The 23,651-nt window shown below is 66.3% G+C and carries 21 protein-coding genes; 7 read left to right on the top strand and 14 right to left on the bottom strand.

What is annotated here, in order from left to right; genetic code table 11:
- Positions 1-32: 32 nt before the first annotated feature.
- From G342_RS0105725 to G342_RS0105760, 8 genes are all read right to left on the bottom strand, one after another.
- On the bottom strand, positions 33-1,094 hold the full coding sequence (locus G342_RS0105725) for a GGDEF domain-containing response regulator (RefSeq protein ID WP_018182152.1): 1,062 nt from the start codon (positions 1,092-1,094) through the stop codon (positions 33-35).
- Between the two features lie 12 nt (positions 1,095-1,106).
- Entirely contained in the window at positions 1,107-2,129 is a 1,023-nt protein-coding gene (gene cheB, locus G342_RS0105730) for a chemotaxis response regulator protein-glutamate methylesterase (RefSeq protein WP_018182153.1), read from the bottom strand.
- 22 nt (positions 2,130-2,151) lie between these two features.
- On the bottom strand, positions 2,152-4,446 hold the full coding sequence (locus G342_RS0105735; protein WP_018182154.1) for a hybrid sensor histidine kinase/response regulator: 2,295 nt from the start codon (positions 4,444-4,446) through the stop codon (positions 2,152-2,154).
- On the bottom strand, positions 4,443-5,150 hold the full coding sequence (locus G342_RS0105740) for a chemotaxis protein CheW (protein WP_018182155.1): 708 nt from the start codon (positions 5,148-5,150) through the stop codon (positions 4,443-4,445). The genes G342_RS0105735 and G342_RS0105740 overlap by 4 nt, the downstream gene beginning before the upstream one ends.
- Positions 5,150-6,403, bottom strand: coding sequence for a CheR family methyltransferase (locus G342_RS0105745; RefSeq protein ID WP_018182156.1), 1,254 nt, complete (start codon positions 6,401-6,403; stop codon positions 5,150-5,152). The genes G342_RS0105740 and G342_RS0105745 overlap by 1 nt, the downstream gene beginning before the upstream one ends.
- A complete protein-coding gene (locus G342_RS0105750) occupies positions 6,403-6,867 on the bottom strand; it encodes a chemotaxis protein CheW (protein ID WP_018182157.1) in 465 nt (154 codons plus the stop codon). Before G342_RS0105750 ends, G342_RS0105745 begins: the two co-directional genes overlap by 1 nt.
- Before the next feature lie 31 nt (positions 6,868-6,898).
- Positions 6,899-8,554 (bottom strand): methyl-accepting chemotaxis protein, encoded by a 1,656-nt coding sequence (locus tag G342_RS0105755; RefSeq protein ID WP_245557226.1) that lies wholly within the window; start codon positions 8,552-8,554, stop codon positions 6,899-6,901.
- Between the two features lie 278 nt (positions 8,555-8,832).
- Positions 8,833-9,501 carry a GntR family transcriptional regulator gene (locus tag G342_RS0105760; RefSeq protein ID WP_018182159.1) on the bottom strand — a complete coding sequence of 223 codons (669 nt, stop codon included), beginning with the start codon at positions 9,499-9,501 and terminating at the stop codon, positions 8,833-8,835.
- 158 nt (positions 9,502-9,659) lie between these two features.
- Between G342_RS0105760 and G342_RS0105765 the strand changes: the two genes are divergently transcribed.
- The 5 genes from G342_RS0105765 (at position 9,660) to G342_RS0105785 (ending at position 15,077) form a co-directional block, all read left to right on the top strand.
- Entirely contained in the window at positions 9,660-10,910 is a 1,251-nt protein-coding gene (locus G342_RS0105765) for an ABC transporter substrate-binding protein (protein ID WP_018182160.1), read from the top strand.
- Positions 10,911-11,043: 133 nt separating this feature from the next.
- Positions 11,044-12,150 carry an enolase C-terminal domain-like protein gene (locus G342_RS0105770; protein ID WP_018182161.1) on the top strand — a complete coding sequence of 369 codons (1,107 nt, stop codon included), beginning with the start codon at positions 11,044-11,046 and terminating at the stop codon, positions 12,148-12,150.
- A gap of 25 nt (positions 12,151-12,175) precedes the next feature.
- Positions 12,176-13,120, top strand: coding sequence for a carbohydrate ABC transporter permease (locus tag G342_RS0105775; protein ID WP_026304163.1), 945 nt, complete (start codon positions 12,176-12,178; stop codon positions 13,118-13,120).
- A gap of 9 nt (positions 13,121-13,129) precedes the next feature.
- Positions 13,130-13,975, top strand: a complete 846-nt coding sequence (locus tag G342_RS0105780) for a carbohydrate ABC transporter permease (RefSeq protein ID WP_018182163.1) — start codon at positions 13,130-13,132, stop codon at positions 13,973-13,975.
- A 10-nt stretch (positions 13,976-13,985) separates the two neighbouring features.
- Positions 13,986-15,077: an ABC transporter ATP-binding protein gene (locus tag G342_RS0105785; RefSeq protein WP_018182164.1), complete on the top strand. Its 1,092-nt coding sequence runs from the start codon at positions 13,986-13,988 to the stop codon at positions 15,075-15,077.
- 45 nt (positions 15,078-15,122) lie between these two features.
- Here the strand turns inward: G342_RS0105785 and G342_RS0105790 are convergent, their stop codons facing one another.
- Positions 15,123-15,632: an Hsp20/alpha crystallin family protein gene (locus G342_RS0105790; RefSeq protein WP_018182165.1), complete on the bottom strand. Its 510-nt coding sequence runs from the start codon at positions 15,630-15,632 to the stop codon at positions 15,123-15,125.
- Between the two features lie 333 nt (positions 15,633-15,965).
- Here G342_RS0105790 and G342_RS23385 point away from each other — a divergent pair, with 333 nt between their 5' ends.
- On the top strand, positions 15,966-17,198 hold the full coding sequence (locus tag G342_RS23385; protein ID WP_018182166.1) for a benzoate/H(+) symporter BenE family transporter: 1,233 nt from the start codon (positions 15,966-15,968) through the stop codon (positions 17,196-17,198).
- Positions 17,199-17,272: 74 nt separating this feature from the next.
- On the opposite strand, the gene G342_RS0105800 is transcribed toward G342_RS23385, so the two are convergent.
- The 5 genes from G342_RS0105800 to G342_RS0105820 all read right to left on the bottom strand — a co-directional run bounded on the left by G342_RS0105800 (position 17,273) and on the right by G342_RS0105820 (position 22,672).
- Positions 17,273-18,355: an ABC transporter ATP-binding protein gene (locus G342_RS0105800; RefSeq protein WP_018182167.1), complete on the bottom strand. Its 1,083-nt coding sequence runs from the start codon at positions 18,353-18,355 to the stop codon at positions 17,273-17,275.
- 28 nt (positions 18,356-18,383) lie between these two features.
- Positions 18,384-19,430 (bottom strand): mannonate dehydratase, encoded by a 1,047-nt coding sequence (locus G342_RS0105805; RefSeq protein ID WP_018182168.1) that lies wholly within the window; start codon positions 19,428-19,430, stop codon positions 18,384-18,386.
- A 52-nt stretch (positions 19,431-19,482) separates the two neighbouring features.
- Complete coding sequence (locus G342_RS0105810) at positions 19,483-20,373, bottom strand: carbohydrate ABC transporter permease (protein ID WP_018182169.1); 891 nt, start codon at positions 20,371-20,373, stop codon at positions 19,483-19,485.
- A complete protein-coding gene (locus G342_RS23390) occupies positions 20,373-21,293 on the bottom strand; it encodes a carbohydrate ABC transporter permease (RefSeq protein ID WP_018182170.1) in 921 nt (306 codons plus the stop codon). The genes G342_RS0105810 and G342_RS23390 overlap by 1 nt, the downstream gene beginning before the upstream one ends.
- Positions 21,294-21,355: 62 nt before the next feature.
- Positions 21,356-22,672 (bottom strand): ABC transporter substrate-binding protein, encoded by a 1,317-nt coding sequence (locus tag G342_RS0105820; RefSeq protein ID WP_083931122.1) that lies wholly within the window; start codon positions 22,670-22,672, stop codon positions 21,356-21,358.
- A 215-nt stretch (positions 22,673-22,887) separates the two neighbouring features.
- On the opposite strand from G342_RS0105820, the gene G342_RS0105825 reads away from it, so the two are divergent.
- On the top strand, positions 22,888-23,538 hold the full coding sequence (locus G342_RS0105825; protein ID WP_018182172.1) for a GntR family transcriptional regulator: 651 nt from the start codon (positions 22,888-22,890) through the stop codon (positions 23,536-23,538).
- Positions 23,539-23,651 lie beyond the last annotated feature (113 nt).

The following is a 23,651-nucleotide window of genomic DNA, read 5'->3' on the forward strand; positions in this document are numbered from 1 at the left end:
ACATTCGGGGCGGCCAGGCCGCCCCGAACCCCTCAGGGGGAAGAACTCGCCGCCGGCCTGGCCGGGCCCTCATGCAGCACGACCCGGTCGCGGCCCTCGGCCTTGGCACGGAACAGCGCCTGATCGGCCGCCTTGACGAGATCGTCCGGCGAGCCGCCTTCTTCCGGCAGCATGGTCGCCACACCGATGCTGACGCTGATCCGGCCCTCGCCATGTGGAATGGCGAGATCGCGCACGCCCTCGGTCAATCGCTCCGCCACATGCTGCGCCCCGGCGAGCGTCACATCGGTCAGGACGATGACGAACTCCTCGCCGCCATAGCGTGCTGCCAGATCGGTTGAGCGGTTGGCGCTCGACTGCAGCACGCCCGACACCCGCTTCAGCACGTCGTCGCCGGCAAGGTGGCCATAGGCGTCATTGTAGCGCTTGAAGTGGTCGACATCGATCATCAGCACCGAGACCTCCGTCTGCGTGCGCAGGCCGCGCTTCCATTCGGCGCCGAGATACTCATCGAAATAGCGCCGGTTGCCGAGGCCGGTGAGGCCGTCGATCCGGGTCAGCCGCTCCAGCTCGAGATTGACCCGCATCAGCTGGCGCTGGCTCTCCCGCAGTGCCCGATAGGCCTCGTCGCGCTGGACGTGATCGAGATAGGCCCGCGTGTGATAGCGGATGCGGGCCATCAGCTCGACCCGGTCCGGCAGCTTGACCAGATAATCGTTGGCGCCGGCCTGGAACGCCTCGCTCTTGATCGACGGATCGTCCTTGGCCGACAGCACGATCACCGGGACCGAATGGGTCGTGGCTGTCTTGCGGTAGTGGCGCACGAGTTCCATGCCGTCGATGCCCGGCATCACCAGATCCTGCAGGATCACCGTCGGCTTGACGCGCTCGGCGACGGCCAGCGCTTCCATCGGGTCGGTGCAATAGTGAAAGTCCATGTCCGGCTGGGTGGCCAGCATCCGTCGCACCGCCTCGCAGATCATCACCTGGTCATCGACCAGCAGGACCATCGACAGGTATTTGTCGGCCGGCACGGGTGTCGGCAGCTCCGACGAACCGGGCTGCTGCGGGTTGAAATCCTGTTCACCCTTCATGGGATGACCTTTTCAAGCATTGGCACGGGCGCAGGCCTCGACGAGGCGCGACGCTATGGAATCGAGCGGAAGGATCTCCGCGGCGGCACCCAGTTCGGCGGCCGCCTTCGGCATGCCATAGACCGCGCTGGTCGCGCGGTCCTGGGCGATAGTGAGATGATGCCGCTCACGCAGCGTCTTCAGGCCGGCGGCGCCGTCGCGGCCCATGCCGGTCAGGAGCACGCCGACCAGATCGTCCTGCCACCAGCGCGCGGCGCTTTCGAAGAAGACATCGATGGACGGACGATAGATGTGCTGGCGCGGCTGCTGCGAATAGCCGAGCTCCTGGCTCGACTTGAAGACCAGATGGTCGCTGGTCGAGGCGACCAGGATGGTGCCGGGCTTCGGCCGGTCGCCTTCGCGGGCGGCCCGGATCGGCAGCGCGATATGCTGGCCGAGCCAATCGACCAGGCCGGCGACGAATTGCTCGTCGAGATGCTGCACCAGGACGATCGCCGCCGGGAAATCGACCGGCAGCCCGCCGAGCACCGCCGCCAGGGCGGCCGGACCGCCGGCCGAGGCGCCGATGGCGACGAGGCTGGAGGCGCGCGCGCCGGCGACCGGCTGCGCCGTCGTGGCGGTCCGCTTGCCGGGCACCTCGTGCACCAGCTTGCCGATCGTGGTGATCTTGGTCAGGAGCGCCGTGGCGGTGCCTGTGCCGTCGCCCCGCACGCCTGCCTGCGGCATGTCGACGGCGTCGAGCGCGCCATGGCCCATCGCCTCGTAGACGCCCGGGACGTTGTCCTCGATGCTGGCGGTAACCAGCAGGATCGGACAGGGCGTCGCCAGCATGATGCGGCGGGTCGCCTCGACCCCGTCCATGACCGGCATGTTCAGATCCATCAGCAGCAGATCGGGCAGATCGCGCTGGCAGAGCGCCACCGCCTCAGCGCCGTCCCTGGCGATCCAGGCGAGCTGATGCTCGGCCGTCGAGGCCAGGATTCGCCGCAGCAGCTCCACGGCGATCGGCATGTCGTTGACGATGCCGATTCTCATCCGATGCTTCCCTGGCGCAGGTTCATTCCGTTGCCTCCCCGATCAGATCCACGACGGCATGAAGCAGCGTTTCGTCATGAAAGCTGCCCTTGGTCAGATAATAATCGGCACCCGCATCGAGGCCGCGCGCCCGGTCTTCCTCGCGATCCTTGTAGGACACGATCATCACCGGCAAGCTTCTCAGGCGAACATCCTTCTTGATCAGGGTGACGAGTTCGATGCCGTCCATGCGGGGCATGTCGATATCGGTCACCACCAGGTCAAACGGATCGGAGCGGACAGCGTTCCAGCCATCCATGCCGTCGACCGCCACTTCGACCTCATAGCCGTGATAGTCGAGCAGTTTGCGCTCGAGTTCGCGCACCGTCAGCGAATCGTCGACCACCAGGACCCGTTTGCGCCGTCGCGCGGCGGCCGCGCCCGACCGGCGCCGCTCCAGCGTCCGCAATCCGCCGGCCGCGGCCAGCTTCTCGGCCGAACGTACCATGTCGGCGACATCGAGGATCAGCACCGGCGACCCATCATCCATCAGGGCCGCCGCGCTGATATCCTTGACCTTGGCGAGACGCTGATCGAGCGTCCGCACGACAAGCTCGCGCTCGCCCAGGAAACGGTCGACGACCAGCCCATACGCCTCGCCGCGATCGCCGACGACGACGACCGAAAGCTCGCCTTCGTCGAGCCGCGGCTCACCGCGTCCCAGCACTTCGTGCGTCGTCAGCAGGCCAAGCTGCCGGTTATCGAAGTGGAAATGCGGTCGACCTTCCAGCATCTCGATCTGCTCGCGCGCCAGCGACAGCGTGCGGATGATGCCGGTCAGCGGAAACGCGTAGGGCTCCTCGTCGACCTCGACCAGGAGCGTGCGCATCACCGACAGCGTCAGCGGCAGCTGCAGGCGGAACTGCGTTCCGGCGCCGGGTTGCGAGGCAACGCTGACCAGGCCGCGCACCTGTTTGGCCATCGCCTGCACGGCGTCGAGGCCGACGCCGCGTCCGGAAACATGGCTGACGGACGCCTTCATCGAGAAGCCGGGCAGGAACAGGAACTCCAGCAGCTCCGCCTCGCTCAGGCTGGCCGCCGTCGCCTCCGTCGTCAGCTGGCGTGCGAGGATCGCGGCGCGCAACGCCTCCAGCTCGATGCCCCTGCCGTCATCGGCGACGACGATCTGCAGCAGACCGGCCTTGTGCCAGGCCTCCAGACGCACCACGGCTTCGGCAGGCTTGCCGGCGGCGAGCCGCTCTTCCGGAGTCTCGACGCCATGGTCGACGGCGTTGCGCAAAAGATGGCCGAGCGGCGCCTCGAGCTGCTCCAGGATATCGCGATCGATGCTGGTCGAGCCGCCGATGATCTCGAGCCGAACCTGCTTGCCGAGGCTGCGGCCGAGGTCGCGTATGCTGCGCGAAAAGTGCCGGACGCCATCCTCGAACGGCCGCATCCGGCTGGCGAGCGTCTCGTCATAGAGACGGTTGGCGAGATCGGTGGCGCGCCGGTCGATCGCTTCCAGCTCGTCGAGGCGGGCGGCGAGAAAGAGATGACCCTGCAGCAATTGTCGCTGCGCCTCTTCAAAGGCGAGCGCCGCCTTCTCCTCGACCGTGACCGGCAGGGCCGCGCGCAGATGCTCGAAGGCGCGGACGGTGTTGTTCTGCAGGCGCTTCAACCGCAGCAATTCGTCGTGGAACGGACGAAGCCGGCGGGCTTCCATCAAGGATTCGCCCGCTAGCCCCAGCAGCCGGTTCAGGCTCTCGGCCGTGACCCGGACCATGCTGTCACCGGAAGCGCCCGATGCGGATGGCGGGGGATCAACGGCTTCGACACGCGGCTCCGGCGCGCGGGTGGGTTCCGTCCCCTGCGCACTCGCGGCCGGCGCGACGAGGGGTACCGGTGGATCCGAGACCGGGTTCGAAGCGGCGTCCAGCGTTGCCAGGAAGGCGGCGATCACACCGGCGAAACGGCCGTCATCGGCTGGATACTCGCCGGTATCGCCTGGCTCGTCGCTGCCGGCGGCGATGGCGGCCAAGAGGTCGACACCCCCAAGCAGCGCGTCGATATGGTCGCGGTTGAGGGCCAGCCGGCCTCTTTGGGCGGCGACCAGGCATTCCTCCATCGCATGCGCCACCTCGACGGCGGCGGCGAGGTCGATGATGCGGGCCGCGCCCTTCAGCGAATGGGCGGCGCGCATGCACGCCTCGAGATGGTCGGCCGCGACCGGATTGCGCTCCAGCGCCAGGAGACCTGCGGTCAGCGCCTCGGACTGCGTCGCGAGCTCGGCCCGGAACAGGTCCAGCATGGAGAACTGGCTGAAATCCTCGCTGCTCATGCGATGCTCCGATCGATCGCATCGAGAAGTCTCGTCTCGTCCAGAATGCCGACCGACCTCCCCTGCCAGGCCAGCATGGTCTTGGTGAAGGCCGACGCCGCCTGGCCGACCGTGCCCGGAACCGCCGTCAGCGCGTTGGGGCGAAAACGATGGATGCCGTGCACCTCATGCACGCTGAACGCGATCCGGCCATTGGCACGGCCGATCACCACCAGCCGCTCGAAATGCAGGCTGCGGTCGCGGCGCTCGACCTCGGCGTCCTTGTCGATGCCGAGCAGGGTGGCGAAGGAAATGCAGACGAGCAGTTCGCCGCGCACATTGACGATGCCGCGCACGATGCCGTTGCGCCGGTGCGGCAGCGAATGCACCCGGCGCGGCTCCGCCACCTCCTCGAACACGGAGGTCGACAAGGCCAGCCATTCCTCGCCGATACGGAAGATGACGACGGCGGCGAGCGCTTCGTCGCCATCAGTCTCGCCCGCCTTTTCGCCGGCGAAATGCGCCGCCCATTCGGCGCGATAATCCGCCGATAACGGCCGGTCAAGCAGCCCGCGCGCGGCGTCCTCGAAGGTCGGACAGTTGCGGCAATGCAGATGCGTTTCGAGCTCCGGACAAGAACGATCGCCTTGGACGCCGATCCGGCGCCAGCAATCGTCGATCTCCCATGCCGCGGCGGCCGCGAATGTCCCGGAAGCATCCGACATCAAGTGCCGCTCCTATTCGTCATCCGGCCGAGCCGACCGGTCAGAACCCTGGCCCCGGCCGCGTCGCCTTGTCGTTGCAGCAACAAGGCGAGATGCGCCATCGCCTCGCGGTGATCGGGCGCGAGATAGATCGCCTTGCGATAATTCTGGACCGCCTCCTCGGCGTTGCCGGCGGCGTCCAGGACGAGGCCCAGGCGATAAAACGCCTCGGCAGACGAGCCAAATTCGCGCAGATGCGAGCGCGCCGCCGCCTCCGCCTCTGCCAGCCGGCCGGCATTGGCGGCGCGTTCGATGGCGGCGAGGCTCGCGGCGACGCGGTCCGGCGATTGTACCGCCGGGGCGACAGGCGCCGGACGTGATTTTGCAGGCGCGGGCGACCGAGCGGCCGGCCGGTCGGCCGCCTTGGTACCGCCCGGGGGAAGCGCGCGGACCGGGCGCACCGCGCCCGGCGGCGTTGCGGGCTGCGCGCCCTCGGGCCTCAGCGTGAAGGCGAACGCCATCGGCAACCGGGCGGAGACGAAACCCTGCGCCATCGGCAACGCCGATTCGGCCGGGCCGACGAGCAGCAGCCCTTCCGGGGCCAGCACGCCCTTCAGCCGGTCGAGCGCGCGGTCCTGCGTCGGCCGATCGAAATAGATGAGCAGATTGCGACAGAAGACGATGTCGAAGCGACCGGCCTCGGACCGAAGGTCGAGATCGAAGAGGTTGGCGCAGACGAAACGCACCCGCTCCCGCACGGCGTTTCGCGGCCGATAGGCGGCCTCGACCGGCTCGAAATAGCGGTCGCGGAAGCTGAGATCGCGGCCGCGGAACGAGTTGCGGCCATAGATCGCCCGCTCCGCATAGGCGATATTGCGCGCGCTGACATCGCGGGCCTCGACGACGAACGCCTCCGCCGCGAAACCGGCGTCGAACATCGCCATTGCCATCGAATAGGGCTCTTCGCCCGTCGAGCAGGGGAAGCTCAGGAGCCGGAGGGGGCGATGGTGGCGCCGTTGCGCGTGCAGGTGTTGCGCCATCGCCGCGAAGGCGCCCTCATCGCGAAAGAACCAGGTCTCGGGAACCACGGTGGCGTCGATCAGCTCCTGCCGCTCGGCGCGCGATCCGCTGAGAAAATCCCAATAGGCGTGCAGGTCGGTGGTGCCGAGAGCCGTCATCCGCTCCTTGAGCGCATGACGAATGACCGAAGCGCCGACGGCGTCGCTGCTGAGGCCGATCTCGTCCTTCAGGAACTGTTCGATCACGCCCTGCATCAGGGGCTCGTCGCAAGCTGGCGAAACAGGATGTCGCGGAGGGCCGGCGGCAACAGCGCCTCGGCCCGGACCAGCTGGATCAGCCCACGCGCATCGGCGGCGACCGGCCCGAGATAGGGGGGCATGCCGGCCTCGACGCCGGACGGCACGAAATCGGCGGGATCGCGCGACAGGGTCTCGATGACCCGCTCGGCGACGAGGCCGAGCCGGCGCGTTTCGCCCTCCCCGACGGGATAGCGGATCAGGATGATGCGCGTGCTCAGCACCGCGGCCGAAGGACGGCCGAGCGCCAGCAGGCTGAGATCGAGCAGCGGCACGGGGCCGCCATGATAGTTGATAGCGCCGACGACGCCGTGCGGCGCACCAGCCAGGACGGTGGGCGTGACGAAGGGCAGGACTTCCTCGACCTGCTCGACATCGAGAACGTAGCGGTCCCTGCCCAGACGAAACATCAGGAACAGCATGGTTCGACCCTCGTCTCCTCAGTGGACCGCATCAGCCGCGCAGCTTGAACCGGGTGATGCTGCTGCGCAGCCCGCTCGATACCTGGTTCAGCTCCTCGATGGCGAGCGACGATTGCTGCAGCGATTCGACCGTCTGCTGCGCCGCCTCGCTCAATTGCGACAGCGCGTCGCTGATCTGGCCGGCGCCGGTCGCCTGCGCCTGCATGCCCTCATTGGCGATCTCGAAGCGCGGCACCAGGCCCTGCACCTGCTCGATGATCTCGGACAGCTGGCCACCGACCTGCTGCACCTCGGTCATGCCGCGGCGCACTTCCTCGGAGAACTTGTCCATGCCCATGACGCCGGCGGCGACGGCGGACTGGATGTCCTTGACCATCTGCTCGATGTCATAGGTCGAGACGGCGGTCTGGTCGGCGAGGCGACGGATCTCGGTGGCGACGACAGCGAAGCCGCGACCATACTGGCCGGCCTTCTCCGCCTCGATGGCGGCGTTGAGCGACAGGAGATTGGTCTGGTCGGCGACCTTGGTGATGGTGGTCACCACCTGGTTGATGTTGCCGGCCTTCTCGCTGAGGATCGCCAGCTTGGCGTTGATGGCGCCGGCAGCCTCCATCACATGCCGCATGGTCGCCTCCATCCGCGACAGGCCGGCCTGGCCGCCGCCCGCCAGTTCGGCGGTCTGTTCGGCAACGGTCGACACCTCGTTCATCGTGCGGACGAGTTCGTTCGACGTCGCCGAGATCTCCTTGGCAGTGGCGCCGATTTCCGTCGTCGTGGTGGCGATCTCGTTCGCCGTCGCCTGCTGCTGCTTCGAGGTCGCGGCGACCTCGGTGATCGAGGTGTTGACCTGGATGCCGGATTTCTGCACCTGACCGATCAGCGTCGTCAAATCGTCGGCCATGCCGTTGAAGCCGTCGGCCAGCGTCGAGAACTCGTCGCGGCGCGCCAGCGCCAGGCGCTGGCTGAAATCGCCGCGCCGCATCACCGCGACGGCGGCGACGAGCTGGCCGAGCGGCCCCATGATGGCGCGGAATAGCCAGTAAGCGAGCAGAACGGACAAGACGAGCGCGACAACGAAGCTGCCGATCAGCACCAGCTTGGCCGACTGCACATTGGCGAGGATGGTCTGGGTCGAGCGGTCGCTTTCGAGCTTGTTGTAGTCGACCATCTTGCGCAGGCCGGCCTGGATCTGCTCCAGGATCGGCTCGAGTTCGTTCTTGATGGAGGCGCGCTGCTGAGCCACCGCTTCGGCCGTCGCGCCATTGCGGATCATCGCGACGACCGCATCCTCCCTCGGGAAGAAGTCGTCGGCGAGCTGGCGCACCACATCGAGATTGACCTTGTCCTGCTCGGAATCGAAGGACTTCTCATAGGTGACCATCAAGCCGCGCAGATAGTCCCGATTGGCCTCGATCGCCGCCGTCGCGCTCTGGCGCGCCGCGTCGGTTTCCGACAGCGCCAGATCCTGCACCAGTGTCTGCGTCTCGATCCAGCCCGCCATCATCTCCAGGCTGTAGAACAGGCCCGGCACCGTCTTGGTCTCGACGGAAATCGCCTCGTTCTCGGTCCGGATCAGCGAGAGAAAGGTGAGCGCCGCCATGATCGACATCACCACCAGCACCGCGGCGAAACTGCCGAGAATACGTTGACGAATGGTCAGATTGTTCATCGAGCGTGGTTCCGTCATGCAAGCGTGGCTCGGCTCCGGGAGCCCTGGCCGCATTCCCGCGAACGCGCCGACCCATCGGATGATCGCATGACTATAGCGGCCAATCCTTTCATCTCCATTGCAGGCCGACGCAAAACGGACGTGGCCAACAAGAAGAAGATGGATGGAAGACCAGCAATGACGGCCCGGCCGGAAGCATCCGCCCGCCGTCTCTCTCCGTCTCGTCGGCGCGACATCGCCGTCACCGCCAGGCCAGACCCTACAGTCGGCGGAGCCTCGCGCCTCCCGCCGAAGGCCTAGAGTCCCATCGCGCGGTGCATGGCGCGGGCGAGATGGGCGTCCATCGCCGCGACAGCGGCTTCCGGATCCTGGTTTTCCAGCCCCTCGATGACGGCGAGATGCTCGTGCATCGTCTGCGCGACCGCCAACGCCGACAGCATGTACATGTTGTCGAGCCGGATGACGCCGATCTGCTCCATCATGTGGGCATGCGCCGTGGCGATCAGCGGATTGCGCAGGCTGTCGATCATGTGACGGTGAAACGCGCCGTCGACGGCCGAGGACTGCTCGATCAGCGCCGATTCGAGCGTGCCGGAACGGGCGAGCTCGATGATCGCTTCGTGACGTTCGCGCCAGGAGGCGAGATCCTCCTGCCCGGCGCGCTCGGCATAGCGCCGCACGGCCTCCGCCTCCAGCACGCGGCGCATCTGGAAGCAATCCTTCAGATGGCTCATGTCCGGCTTGACGATGCGGATGCCGGAACGCGGCAACACGGCGAGGAAGCCCTCCCGCTCCAGCAATTGCATGGCCTCGCGCAGCGCCCCGGTCTGCACCTGCAGCAGATCGGCGAGCTCCCCCTGCGACACGGTCGCGCCGATCGGAATCTGGCGCGAGAACAACGCCTCCTTGAAGCGCTGGTAGGCCACCTGACTGAGCTTCGTGGGGGCGTCTGCCGCCTGGACCATGGTTTTCCCCTCTCCCTGAACGCGCCTTATATCACGATCTTCATATATGAAACAGCGGTCCTATTGCTATCAGATGGCCGATATGAATAATCAGATCAGGATTTTGGTTGCGGGAAGAGGCAACCAGACTCGATCAAATTGACCCTTGGGAGGAACTCATGGTCGCCAATCTCACTCGCCGTGGCCTCATGGCGGGCAGCGCCGTGCTGGCCGCCTCGGCCGCCTTCGCCCCGATGCGCGCCCTCGCCGCCACCAACATCAATTATTGGCACCACTTCACCAGCCAGGCCGAGTTCGCCGGCCTGCAGGCGGTGATGGAATCCTTCGCCAAGTCCCATCCGGCGATCCAGGTCACCCAGGAAAACATCCCGAACCCCGAATTCATGGCGAAGTTCACCGCGGCCGTGGTGTCCGGCAGCCGTCCCGACGCCACCATGGTGACGGCCGAGCGGCTCGCCGACATGCTTGCCATGGAAGGCCTCGTCGACATCACGGCGCGCGTCGACGCCTGGGATCAGAAGGCGAACTTCCCGGATGACCGCTGGAAGGGCATCTCGCGTGAAGGCAAGATCTATGGCGTGCCCGCTTTCGCCTTCGTCGATTGGGGCTATTACCGCTCCGACTGGTTCGAGGAAGCCGGCATCGCGGGCCCGCCGGCCACCTATGCCGAGTTCGTCGACATCGCCAAGAAGTTGACCGATCCGGCCAAGGGCCGCTACGGCTTCGGCATGCGCGGCGGCGCCGGCGGCCAGAAATACGTGCTTGACGTGATGGAGGCGTTCGGCGCGCCGGTCGTCGACGCCGAGGGCAATATCGGTCTCGACCGCGACAAGGCGATCGAGGCAGTCAAGTTCTATGCCGGCCTCTTCACCACCGACAAGGTCGTGCCGCCGAGCGCGCCCGGCGACGGCTACCGCCAGATCATGGAAGCCTTCCGCACCGGCCAGACCGGCATGATCTGGCATCACACCGGCTCGTTCCAGGAGATCTCGGCAGCCCTCAAGCCCGGCGTCGAGTTCAAGACGTTCGCGATTCCCGCCGGTCCCGTCGCCCGCGTAGCCCGTCTCGCCTATCTCTACAATGCGATGATGAAGGAAGAGAACGCCGACGCCGCGTGGGACTGGATCAGCTATTGGGGCCAGACAGAGCCGGCGCTCGCCCTGCTCGAGAAGACGGGCTACTTCCCGGCCAACGCCGCCGTGGTCAACGACGAGCGCATCACCTCGAACCCGCTCTATGCGCCGGCCGTCGAGACGCTCTCCTTCGGCATCCTGCCGGCCAATTTCGTCGGCATCGCCGGCTGGTCGGAGCACACCGTGCTCGCCGCCTTCCAGAAGGTTCTGATCGGCCAGCTGTCGGCCGAGGACGCCGTCGACGAGATGATCGCCGGCCTCGAAGAGACCAAGTAGCGCGCCGGGCCAGCATCGGCCGGGCGGTCGCGTTTCACGCCGCCGCCCGGATCGCGCACGCCCGCCGCCCAGCCCACCTGACCTCCGCATCGCATGAAAGTCGTTGGCGTGCCGACCACGCCGGGAGCAACCCGTGAAGATCACCGACATCCGCGCCTACATCATCGAGGACGACCATCCGCAGCACGCCTTCCGCTGGCGCCAGGGCCTGGCCGGCTCCGGTGACGGCACGGCGCCCGGCGAGCGACCGAAGACGGCCATCCTGCGCATGGATACGGACGAGGGCATCACCGGCTCGGTCAGGATCGCCGATGGCGAGGCGATCGCCAGCCTGACGCGCCGCCGCCTGAAGACGCTGATCGGCGAGAACCCGCTGATGACCGAGCGGCTGTGGACGCTGATCTGGGAGATCGACCGCGTCGAGGAGCTGCACATGCGCCATCTCGGCCTGATCGACCAGCTCGCCTGGGACATCAAGGCGAAGAAGGCGGGCCTGCCGGTCTACCAGATGATCGGCGGCAACAACGACCGCGTGCAGGCCTATGCCTCGACCGTCACCTGGGACACGATGGACGAGTATGAGCGCTACATCAAGGAATGCATGGATGTCGGCTTCACCGCCTTCAAGCTGCATGCCTGGGGCGACGCCAAGCAGGACGCCAAGCTCAGCCACAATCTGCGCAAGTGGACCGGCGACGACGCCGTGCTGATGTTCGACGGCTCGGCCGGCTGGGACTTCGTCACCTCGCTCTGGTTCGGCCGCCAGCTCGAGGATGCCGGCTTCTACTGGTACGAGGAGCCGATGCGCGAGTTCGATCTCAAGAGCTACACCAAGCTCACCGAGCAGCTCGACATCCCCGTGCTTGCCGCCGAGACCTCGGATGGCTGCCACTGGAACGCCGCCACCTGGATCGACATGGGCGCGCTCGACATGATGCGCACCTCGACCTTCTACAAGGGCGGCATCACCGGCGCGATGAAGGTGGCGCATCTGGCCGAATCGCACGGCATGAAGGCGCAGGTGCACGGCATGAGTGTCGCCAACGCCCATATCTGCGGCGCCATCCCCAACAACGACTTCTACGAGCAGTTGGTCATCTCGAGCGAGCAGATCCGCGGCCTCGCCAGCCTGGCCGAGGTTCCGATCGTCGACGGCTATCTGACCGTGCCGTCCGAGCCCGGCCTCGGCGCCGAGCCGGACTGGGCCTATCTCGAGCGCACCGCGCTCGCGATCGTCTAAGGAAACAAGAGAGATGGCCGAACGCATGTCAGCCCTATCTGAGCAGTCACCGTCGATCTGGCGGCGGCTCGATCCGGCGGCGGCGCTCGGCCGTCTCTCCGAAAGCCGCTACTGGATGTATCTGCTGCTGGTCCCCAGCGCGATCCTGATCCTGGCGGTGGTTCTCTATCCGACCGTTTACGGCTTCCAGCTATCCTTCCGCCAGATGCGGCTGAACCGGCCGGATCTCGGCACCGGCTTCGTCGGCTTCAAGCACTACATCTATATGTGGTCCGACAAGGTGTTCTGGCTGTCGCTGCGCAACACCGCTGTCTGGGTCACCTTCGCCGTGGTGATCGAGTTCGCGCTCGGCCTCGTCGCCGCGCTGGCGCTCAACCGCAATCTGCCCGGCACCAAGATCATGGGCGTGCTGATCCTGCTGCCCTTCTTCCTGCCCAACGTCGTCGCCGGCCACATGTGGGCGCTGCTGCTCGACCCGCGCCTCGGCGTCGTCAACGACATCCTCGTCCGGCTCGGCTTCCTCGAAACCTACAAGGCCTGGTTCGCCGATCCCTCGACCGCGCTCGGCGCCGCCATCCTCGTCGAGGCATGGCACGGCTTCCCGTTCTTCGCGCTGCTGCTGCTGGCTGGCCTCAAGGGCGTCCCGGACGACCTCTACAAGGCGGCCTCGGTCGACGGCGCCGGCCCGATCCGGCAGTTACGCCTGATCACGCTGCCGATGCTGCGCTCTGTCATCGCCGCCGCCGTCATTCTCCGCGTCATCGGCCTGGTCAACTCGCCGGACCTGCTCCTGATCCTGACCGGCGGCGGCCCTGGCCAGTCGACCCAGGTGCTGTCGCTCTACGCGTTCCAGAAGGCCTACAAGGACTTCAACTTCGGCTATGCCGGCGCGCTTTCCGTCGTGATGTTCGTGCTGCTCATGGTCTTCGCCTGGGCCTATGTGCGCGTCTCCAAAGTGAACCAGGACTGAGGGAACGCCATGATCACGACAAGCCGTCGCGCCCGTCTGGGTTGGAACATCGCCACCTATGCGGTGCTCATCACGCTGACGATCTTCTGCATCTTCCCGCTGGTCTGGACGCTGCTGACCTCGCTCAAATACGAGGCCGACATCGTCACCCAGACGATGCAGTACATCCCCAAGCGCATCACCTTCGACAACTACGTCGCGATCTGGACCCAGTCCGGCTTCCCGACGCTGGTGTTCAACTCCTTCGTCGTCACCGCCACCACGGTCGTGCTCTGCCTGATCACCGGCACGCTCGCCGCCTATTCCTTCTCGCGCTTCCATTATCCCGGCCGCGGCGTGCTGATGCTCGGCTATCTGGTCATCCGCATGTTCCCGGCCGTCTTGATGATCATCCCGCTCTTCATCCTGATGCGCGGCGTCGGCCTGCTCGACAGCCGCTTCGGCCTGGCGCTCGCCTATACGAGCTTCCTGCTGCCGCTCTTCGTCTGGATGCTGAAGGGCTTCTTCGACGCAGCGCCCAAGGAACTGGAAAGTGCTGCCCGCATCGACGGCTGCACCCGGCTCGGCGCCATGGTCCGCATCGTGCTGCCGCTCGCCCGCAACGGCCTCGTCGCCACCTCGGTCTTCGTCGCCATCGCGGCCTGGAACGAGTTCCTGTTCGCGCTGATGCTCACCACCAGCCAGGGCTCGCGCACCTGGCCGGTCGGCCTGCAGCTGATGGTCGGCGAATTCCAGTTGCCCTGGGGCGTGCTCGCCGCCGGCGGCATCATCAGCATCATCCCCGTCATGATCCTGTTCGCCATCGTGCAGCGGACCATGGTCCACGGAATCACCGCCGGCGCGGTCAAGGGTTGAGGACACCATCATGTCGACACTGACGCTGAACGGCGTGCGCAAGAGCTTCGGCGCCATGGACGTGCTGCAGAGCATCGATCTGCAGCTGGAGGACGGCGAGTTCCTCGTCCTGCTCGGCCCCTCGGGCTGCGGCAAGTCCACGCTTCTGAACATCGTCGCGGGGCTGGAGACGCCGACATCCGGCGACATCTTCATCGGCGACAAGCGGGTCAACGACGTCCACCCGAAGAACCGCAACATCGCCATGGTGTTCCAGTCCTACGCCCTCTATCCGACCATGCCGGTCGAGCGGAACATCGGCTTCGGCCTGGAAATGCGCGGCGTCGAGGCCGACACCCGCAAGCGCGCCGTCGACGGCGCGGCGCGCATGCTGCAGGTCGACCATTTGCTCGATCGCAAGCCCGGCCAGCTCTCCGGCGGCCAGCGCCAGCGCGTCGCCATGGGCCGCGCCATCGTGCGCGAGCCGGAACTTTTCCTGTTCGACGAGCCGCTGTCGAACCTCGACGCCAAGCTGCGCGCCGAAATGCGGACCGAGATCAAGCGCCTGCACAACCGCCTCGGCACCACGGTCGTCTACGTCACGCACGACCAGATCGAGGCGATGACGCTCGGCACACGAATCGCGGTGATGAAGGGCGGTGTGATCCAGCAGCTCGCCGATCCGATGACCACCTATGAGAAGCCGGCCAACATGTTCGTGGCCGGCTTCATCGGCTCGCCGTCGATGAACTTCGTGAATGGCACGCTCGCGCGCGACGGCGACCATGTCGTGCTTCAGACCGAGGGCCGCGAGCCGACGACGATCCGGCTGCCACGCGTCGCTGCCAATCTCGACGGTCTCGACGGCCGCCAGGTGGTGCTCGGCGTCCGGCCGGAATCCTTCTCGGCCGCGACCGGCGACACCGCCGACCTCGTCGGCACGATCGATGTCGTCGAGCCGACCGGCCCGGATACGCTGGTGGTGCTGGCGGTGGGTGGCCAGACGATCACCGCCCGCCTCGGCCCCAAGCTGACGGTATCCACCGGCGAGACGCTCGGCCTGACGATCCACCCCGATTCGATCAGCCTGTTCGATCCGAAATCCGGCGGCCGCATCGGCTGATCCGACCCGGAGCGCCGCCGGCCGGCGCGCGCTCCGGAACCGCCCTCAGTGGCTGATGCCGCTGCCGGTCGTCGGTCCGCCGACCGGAATGTGGCGGGTCTTTTCCTGCGCCGCGTTCTTCGGCAGGACCACGGTCAGGACTCCGTTTTCGACATTTGCCCTGACCTGGTCGCGCAGGATCGACTGGGGAAGGCGGATCGACCGCGTGAAGCGACCGAACGACCGCTCGACGAAGTGATAGTTCTCGCGCTCTTCCTTCTGCTCCATGCGCTTCTCGCCGCGAATAGTCAGCATGTCGTCGTCCAGGGTGACTTCGACATCCTTCTCCGCCACGCCGGGCAACTCGGCCGTGATGCGAATTTCCTTATCGGTTTCAGAAACGTTGATCTGCGGCATCAACGCGCCGCCCTCCTGACGCTCAGCGCCAGCGGCCGGCATGCCCGCCGTGGTGAACATGTCCTCGAACAGACGGTTCATGCCCCGCTGGAGCGAGACGAAGGGGTCAATGCCTCCCATCTGATTGCTGCCGAAGGGTACAAGCGAACGACGTGCCATGGCCACGATCTCCTATCAACGAACGCCGGCGTCTCGGTTTCGCTGTTCCTGACCGGCCGGCGCGGCGGCACAGGAAGGCGGCACCCCTGGGGACTCCCCAGGCTGACGCGCGACCGAGGATCCCCAGCGCTGAAAGAACTAGGGTCCGGGAAGCCGGCTTTCGAGAGGGCAACGACGGGGCGATGAGGATTCCGCGGGCTACGCTGTTGTCGCCGTCGCGATCATCAAATGGCTGGCACCTTGTTGACGAAATGGTGGGGCACACCCGACCATTGCCGGGCTACCTGTCAGCGGCTGCGACGCAGCCCCTCCCCGCGACAGGATACGCCCGCCATGACACCGCCCCCAGCCGCCTCCCCGCTTCGCCCCGGGGATCTCATCAATCCCGTCATCGCCGGGCTGATCTCGGTCATCGTCAACTATGGCGGAACCTTCATCCTGGTGTTCCAGGCGGCCAAGGTCGCCGGCCTAAGCCCCGAGCTGACGGCATCCTGGGTCTGGTCGGTTTCGATCGGCGTCGGCGTGACCGGGCTCTTCCTGAGCTGGCACTACCGCGAGCCGATCATCACCGCCTGGTCGACGCCGGCCGCCGCCTTTCTCGTCACGGCGCTTGCCCACACGCCCTATGCCGAGGCGATCGGCGCCTACATGATCTCGGCAGCCGCCTTCGTCGTCCTCGGCCTGTCGGGCTGCTTCGAGAAACTGGTGCGGCGGATCCCGCCGGGAATCGCCGCCGGATTGCTGGCCGGCATCCTGCTGCAGTTCGGCATCGGCGCCTTCAAGGGCGCGACGGTCGACCCGACGCTGGTCGGCGTGCTGATCGTCGCCTATGTCGTGCTGAAGCGCTTCACGGCGCGCTATGCCATCGTCGGCATCCTCGCGCTCGGCCTGGTCTTCCTGCTGGCGCAGGGCCGCATCGACCTGTCCGGCCTCGAACTGACGCTGGCCGCGCCTGTCTTCACCATGCCGGCCTTCTCGCTCAACGCCCTGCTCAGCGTCGCCCTGCCGCTCTTCCTCATCACCCTGACCGGGCAATACATGCCGGGCATGCTCGTGCTTCGAAACGACGGCTACAAGACCAGCGCCAACCCGATCGTCACCGTCACCGGACTCGGCTCGCTCTTCATGGCACCGTTCGGATCGCATGCCTTCAACATCGCCGCGATCACCGCCGCGATCTGCACCGGCAAGGAAGCGCATGACGATCCCGGCAAGCGCTGGATCGCCGGCATCGCGGCCGGGCTGTTCTACATCCTCGTCGGTGCCTTCGGCGTGACGCTCGCCGCCGTGTTCATGGCCTTTCCGGCGACCTTCATCACCACGCTGGCCGGACTGGCGCTGCTCGGCACGATCGGCGGCAGCCTGGCCGGCGCGGTGGCGGACCCGAAATCGCGCGAGGCGGCGCTGATCACCTTCCTCGCCTCCGCCGCCAACATCAGCCTGCTCGGCATCGGCGGCGCGTTCTGGGGGCTGGTGATCGGGTTGGTCGCCCATGTCGTGCTGAACGCCCGCCTGCCGGCGCGCCCAGCCAGCCGGCGGAACACGGTCGTGACGACCGACCGATAGCGCGGCAGGAAACGGGCCCGGACGAGGAAGGCCACGGGAACCGTGGCCTTCGGCATTGCTTGGGGATCGGACGTCTATTCGATGCGCAGTCCCGTTTCCGGATCGAAGAGATGCACGCGGTTGGCGGGGAAAGCGAGATGCAGCCGCTCGCCCGCCCCCTGCTCGATCCGGTCCCGCACGACGACGACGATCTCGGTCGCGCCGAGACGGGTCGAGATCAACGTCTCGGCGCCGGTCGGTTCCGTGATGACCACCCGCGCCGAAAAGGTACTCTCCCCGCCGGCATCAACCAGGGTGATGTGCTCGGGGCGGATGCCGAGGATCAGCCTGCGCCCCGCCGCGATGCCCGGCCGCAGCCCGGGCAAGGGCAATTTCTCGCCGTCGGCGGTCACGAGACTGGCCGATTGGGCTGTTCCCTCGACGGTGCCGGTGACGAGGTTCATCGCCGGCGAGCCGAGAAAGCCGGCGACGAAGAGATTGCGCGGGCGATCATAGAGCTCGAGCGGACGGCCGGCCTGCTCAACGACGCCCTGGTTCATCACCACGATGCGATCGGCCATGGTCATGGCCTCGACCTGGTCATGCGTCACATAGACCGTCGTCGTCTTGAGGCGCTGGTGAAGCTCCTTGATCTCGCCGCGCATGGCGACGCGCAATTTGGCGTCGAGGTTCGACAGCGGCTCGTCGAACAGGAACACCTTGGGGTCGCGCACGATGGCGCGACCCATGGCGACACGCTGGCGCTGGCCGCCGGAAAGATGCGCCGGCTTGCGCTGGAGCAAGGGAACAAGGTCGAGGATTTCCGCTGCCTCGCGCACCCGCCGCTCGATTTCCGCCTTCGGACGTCCCGCCAGCTTGAGCGCATAGCCCATGTTCTCGGCGACGTTCTTGTGCGGATAGAGCGCGTAGCTCTGGAACACCATGGCGATGTCGCGATCGCGCGGCGCCAGGTCGTTGACGACGCGGTCGCCGATCGAGATCTCCCCCTTCGAGATGGTTTCGAGACCGGCGATCATCCGCAGAAGCGTGGACTTGCCGCAGCCCGAGGGCCCCACGAGGGTGACGAATTCTCCATCGGCGATATCGATCGAGACACCATGGATGACGGGCACGTTTCCATAGGATTTGCGAACAGCGTCGAGACTCAGCGTTGCCATCAAATTCGACCTTGCGGTGCGGCCGCCGTCAGGCGGCCTTGAGATACTGGGCCATGCGGATCAGGCCCTGCATGTAGCCGATGGCATGGGCGCGGCCGCGATGGTTCCACGGCGTGTCGCCGTCCATCTGCGGGACGTGGTCATCGAGCAGGAAGCCGTCGAAGCCGTTCTGGATCAGCAGCGCCATCACTTCGCCGGGATCGAAATTGCCTTCGCCGATGAAGCATTCGATGAAGTTGGGCACCGTGCCCTGCACGTCGCGGAAATGGATGTAGAAGATCCGGTTCTTCGGCGCGAAGAACTCGATCATCTCGCGCACGGCATCCTTGCCGCCCGGCATTTCCGAACAGCAGCCGAGGCAGAGATCGAGGCCCCAGGCGGCGCTGCCCTGGCTGATCTCATAGGCGCGCTTGAACCCTTCGGGGCGATAGAACAACCGGGCGACGCCGCCCAGCATCGGCACCGGCGGATCGTCCGGATGCAGCGCCAGCTTGACGCCGGCCGCCTCGGCCACTGGCAGCACGGCGTCCATGAAATAAGTGTAGTTGCCCCACATCGTCTCTTCGTCGATGAGGACCGTGCCGGGCTCGGAGAGCGGCATGGCGCTCTGGTGGCCGAGCGAGGTGGGCAGGAAGGCGCGCAGTTCGTCGATCGACTGCGCGGCATCGACGACGGCCATGTCGAAGCGGGTATTGCCGGCGCCGCCGCGTCCCGGCGCCGAATGGTCGGTGCGCCAGACGGAATTGGGCATGAAGTGATAGCCGAGGATCGGGATGCCAGCCTCGCCGACGGCGCGGACGGTGGCGCAATAGTTCTCGATCTGCTCGTCCCGGCCCGGCAGGCCCAGCATGGCCTTATGATAGAAGTGGACCGGCACGTTCTCGATCGCCTCGAGCTTGAGGCCGGCGGCCTCGGTCTTCTCGACCAAAGCGCGAAGGTCGGTCGTCTCCCAGCGATGCTCGCCCGGCAGCTTCGGCGTGTTCATCTGGATGCCGCTGGCGCCAATCTGGGCGGCGAAGCGCAGCTTCTCGTCGGTGAGTTCGTTGAATTGCCCGACGGCAACGCGGATCGTCATGCTGGTTGTCCTTCTCGGATGAATGAAGCGATGGAAAGCGATCGGGCCGGTCTCAGCCCTTGACGGAACCTGCGGTAAGGCCCTGCACCATGAAGTGCTGGGCGATGAAGTAGAGGATCATCAGCGGCACCGACGACAGCACGGCGCCGGCCATCAGCGGGCCCCAGGGCAGCACGTCGCTGGTGATCAGATAGTTGAGCGCCAGCGGCGTCGTGCGCTGGCTTTCGGACGTCACCAGCACCAGCGCCAGCAGCAGCTCGTTCCAGGCCCCGGTGAAGGTGAAGATCGAGACCGCGGCGATGCCGGGGGCAGAGAGCGGCAGGACGATGCGCAGCAGCGCGCCGAACCGGCTCAGCCCGTCGATCATCCCCTGCTCCTCGAGCTCGCGCGGCACGCCGCGGAAATAGCCCTGCAGCAGCCAGGTGCTGAGCGGCAGCGAGAAGGTCAGGTAGACGAGGATCAGGCCGTGCAGCGAATTGCCGAGATTCATCCGCGCCATCAGGATCGACAGCGGAATGAACAGCAGCGAGGTCGGCGTCAGATAGGCAAACAGGATGATGCGGCCGATCAGCCCCTTGAAGCGATAGCGGAAGCGCACCATCGAATAGGCCGCGCAGGACGAGATCAGCACAGAGATCACCGTCACGACGGTCGAGACGATCAGGCTGTTCAGGATCGGCCGCAGGAAGTCCTTGTCGAGCAGCAGGACGCGGAAGTTCTCGAGCGTGAACACCCGCGGCCACAGCGACGGCATGCGGTAGATCTCGCGCGGCAGCTTCAGCGACGTGATGACCATCCAGTAGATCGGGAAGACGATCACGATGACGGCTGCGACCAGGCAGAGATAGGTCAGGCCGCGGCCGAGCCAGTAGCGCTGCCGATCGGTCAGCATCCGCTTGCGCGCCTCGGACCGGCGGGCGGGATTGCGCAGGACCTGCTCCATCAATCCTCATCCTTCTGCAGCATCGAGGTGGCGACGATCACCAGGATGGCGAGCACCGGCAGCATGGCGACCGAGACGGCGGCGGCTTCGCCGATGCGCTGGGTCTGCATGCCGAAGAAGGCGAGGACCGGGAACACCATGGTGGCGTCGGACGGCCCGCCCTGGGTCAGGAGCCACACATGCTCGAAGGCATTGGCGGTCCAGATCGAGGAGAGCAGGGTGGTGATGATCAGAACCTGCCGGATGCCGGGGAAGGTCACCATCCAGAACCGCTCCCAGGCATTGGCGCCGTCGACCCGCGCCGCCTCGTAGAGATCCTTGGGAATGGACTGCAACGCGGCGAGGATGCTGATGAACCAGAAGGGAAAGCCCCGCCAGACCGAGGCCAGGATCACGGACGGCATCGCCGTCTGACGCTGACCGAGCCAGTCGATGACATGCGGGTAGAGCCCGGTCTGGGTCAGGATCAGGTTCAGGCCGCCGCCGATCGGCTGGTACAGGACGCGCCAGGTCAGGAAGGCGACAAAGGCCGGCATCGCCCAGGGCAGCATCAGGAAAGCCCGGAACAGGCCGCGGCCGGGCAGGTTCTGGTTGACCAGCAGCGCCAGGCCGAGCCCGATCAGGAGCTTCAGCACGTCGGTCACCAGCACGATGACGATCGTGTTCCAGATCGCGCTGGAAAAGGTCGCCGTCTGGGCCAGATAGCGGAAATTGGCGAAGCCGACCCAGTTGCCGACGCTGCCGACCATGCGGTCGGTGAAGGCGACATAGATGGCATAGAAGAAGGGATAGGCGACCAGGCCGAGAATGAGCACGATCGCCGGCAGCACCATGGCATAGGCGAAGAGGTGCACGCGGCGGCTGGCATTCAGCCAGCGCGCGCGGCGCGGCGCGGCAGACGTTTCGACGGATAGGGACATGTTTCCTCGCCAGTGCGGAGCCGGCGGCACGCATGCCGCCGGCGGGAATCGCGCAACCGGACTCAGTATTTGTCGTAGATCACCTGGGCCTGGCTCTGCGCCTCATCCATCGCGCGGTCGAAATCCCAGCCATCGATCACGACGCGCTGCGCCATCTTCGGCACGATGAAATTGGAAAACGCATCGGCGAAGGCGGCATTGTAGACGTCGGGATAGCCGGGAGCCGTGCCGTTCTCGACCAGGTCGAGCAGCCCGGCATGGATGGGATCCTTGCCGTCGAAGACCGGGAACTTGGCTTCCCCCTTCAGCACCGGGCCGTAGATCGCCTGTTCGTAATAGGCGCTGGCGAATTCCGGCTTGGCGAGGTGGGCGAGCAGCGCCTTGGCGGCCGCCTGGTTGGTGCTGGCGGCCGGAATGGCCCGCATCTGCAGCATGATCGGCGAGATCCGTCCGGCCGGGCCGGCCGGCAGGGCCGAATAGGCGGTCGCGTCGTAGAGCTCCGGATCCTGCTTCTTGGCGGCGAGGCCGACCGAACCGGTATTGGCGATGAAGGCGGTCTGGCCGGAGAGGTAGGACTGGTTGTCGCCGGCCCCGTCCCAGGTCGCGTTGCCGGGCGGGAACACGCCCTTGTCCCAGGCCCCCTTGAGCCAGGTGAGATAGGCCCGCGTCGCGTCCGACTTGATCGTCACCGTCTTGCCGGCATCATCAGCCAGGCGGCCGCCGAAGGACTGCAGCACGGAGAGCTGCATGTTGCCGTCGCCGACGTTGGAGAGCGCCAGGCCGAGACCGGCCACCGGCGCGGCGGTCACGGCGGCCGACTGGGCGACCAGTTCGTCCCAGCTCGCCGGCGCCTTGTCGAAACCGGCGGCGGTCAGGAGATCGGTGCGGCGCAGCAGCAGATTGCCGCCGACGCCGGACGGCAGGCCGGTGCGGCCGCCCTCGACCGCGCTGGCCTTGTCGACGGCGTCGTACCAGCCGCCGCCCTCCTTGCCGACCGCCTCGTAAACGTCGTCGATCGGAACGAACACGCCCTGGCGCGACAGCACCAGCAGCAATTCGAGGCTGAGATCGACGGCATCCGGCAGCGTCTTCGATTCAACCGCCGCCGACAGCTTCTGGACGATCTCGTTCTGGTTGATCATCACGACATCGGTCCGGACGCCATTGGCCTCGCCCCAGGCGTTGACCGCGTCGACCAGCATCTTGTTCGCGGCTTCCGAGTAGATCAGGCCGCCCCAGAAGGTGAGCTTGGTGCCGGCGAACGGCTTGTCCTGGGCCATCGCCGGTGCGCCGCCGACGGTCACCGCGAGCGCCACGGCCGACGCCGCCAGCATGAAGCGGCGGCGCGTCCAGGCGCGCATCCGATGTTGAAGTGTCATTCCGTCTCCTCCCAGACGTCGAACCGAGCCCTGCCACGCGGGAGCCGCATCGCATGACTTAATCCGATATGCCTATTAAATATATTTAATCAGCCTATACCACTCATCCTAGGAGGCCATTAATTGCTCTGTCAATCCGGCCAGCACGGAAATGCCGCGTGACACCATGGTGGCGAGCGGCTAGTGGTGGGCGATTGACGAGGAGCGGTTCATCCATGAATGGGGGCATCGACAATCCCGGTTCCCTGGCCTTTTTTGCTGCCCTGATCGACGGGCGGCTCAAGCTCGGGCAGACGATCACGCAGGAAGAACTCTGCCGGGTTCTCGGCCTGACCCTGTCGCGCATGCGCGAGGTGACGGTCCTGCTGGAGGCGGAGGGGCTGGTCCAGGTCAAGAAGCGCGTCGGACTGACGATCTTCTATCCGGACGTGCGCTTTGTCGGCAGCACCTTCCAGTACCGCGAGATCCTCGAATGCGAGGGGCTGCGCCGCTTCGCCGAGATGGTGACCGAAGACTGGACCGACCGGATGCTGGCCGAGCATCAGGACGTGATCGAGCTGGTCAAACGCCATCCCGATCCGGCGTTCTTCGCCGGTCCGGTCGGCGCGCTGGAGACGCGCTTCCACGAGAGCTTCATCAACGCCTTCGCCAACGACCAGATCAGCATCAATTACCGGCGCAATTCGCAGAAGATGTACCTGCTCCGCCTGCTCAATCCCGACGCCATCGGCCCCAGCAACACGATCAAGTCGATGCTGGAGCATGTCGAGGTCGTCGAAGCGCTGAGGCGGCGCGACACCGTCGCCGCGGTCGAGGCGCTGCAGCGACATTTCAAGAACGTCCTGCACCGCATCCTCACGCACTAGGGCGCTGCGGGCGTACCGGTGGTGTGAGGAGAACGAGTTCAAACTGAAGAGTGGAGCCGGGATTTGGCCCGACGAAGCCTCCGGCGCTCTCGCTATGGCGAAGGCCAGAAACG

This window comes from Kaistia granuli DSM 23481 (assembly GCF_000380505.1).
Lineage (GTDB): Bacteria > Pseudomonadota > Alphaproteobacteria > Rhizobiales > Kaistiaceae > Kaistia > Kaistia granuli.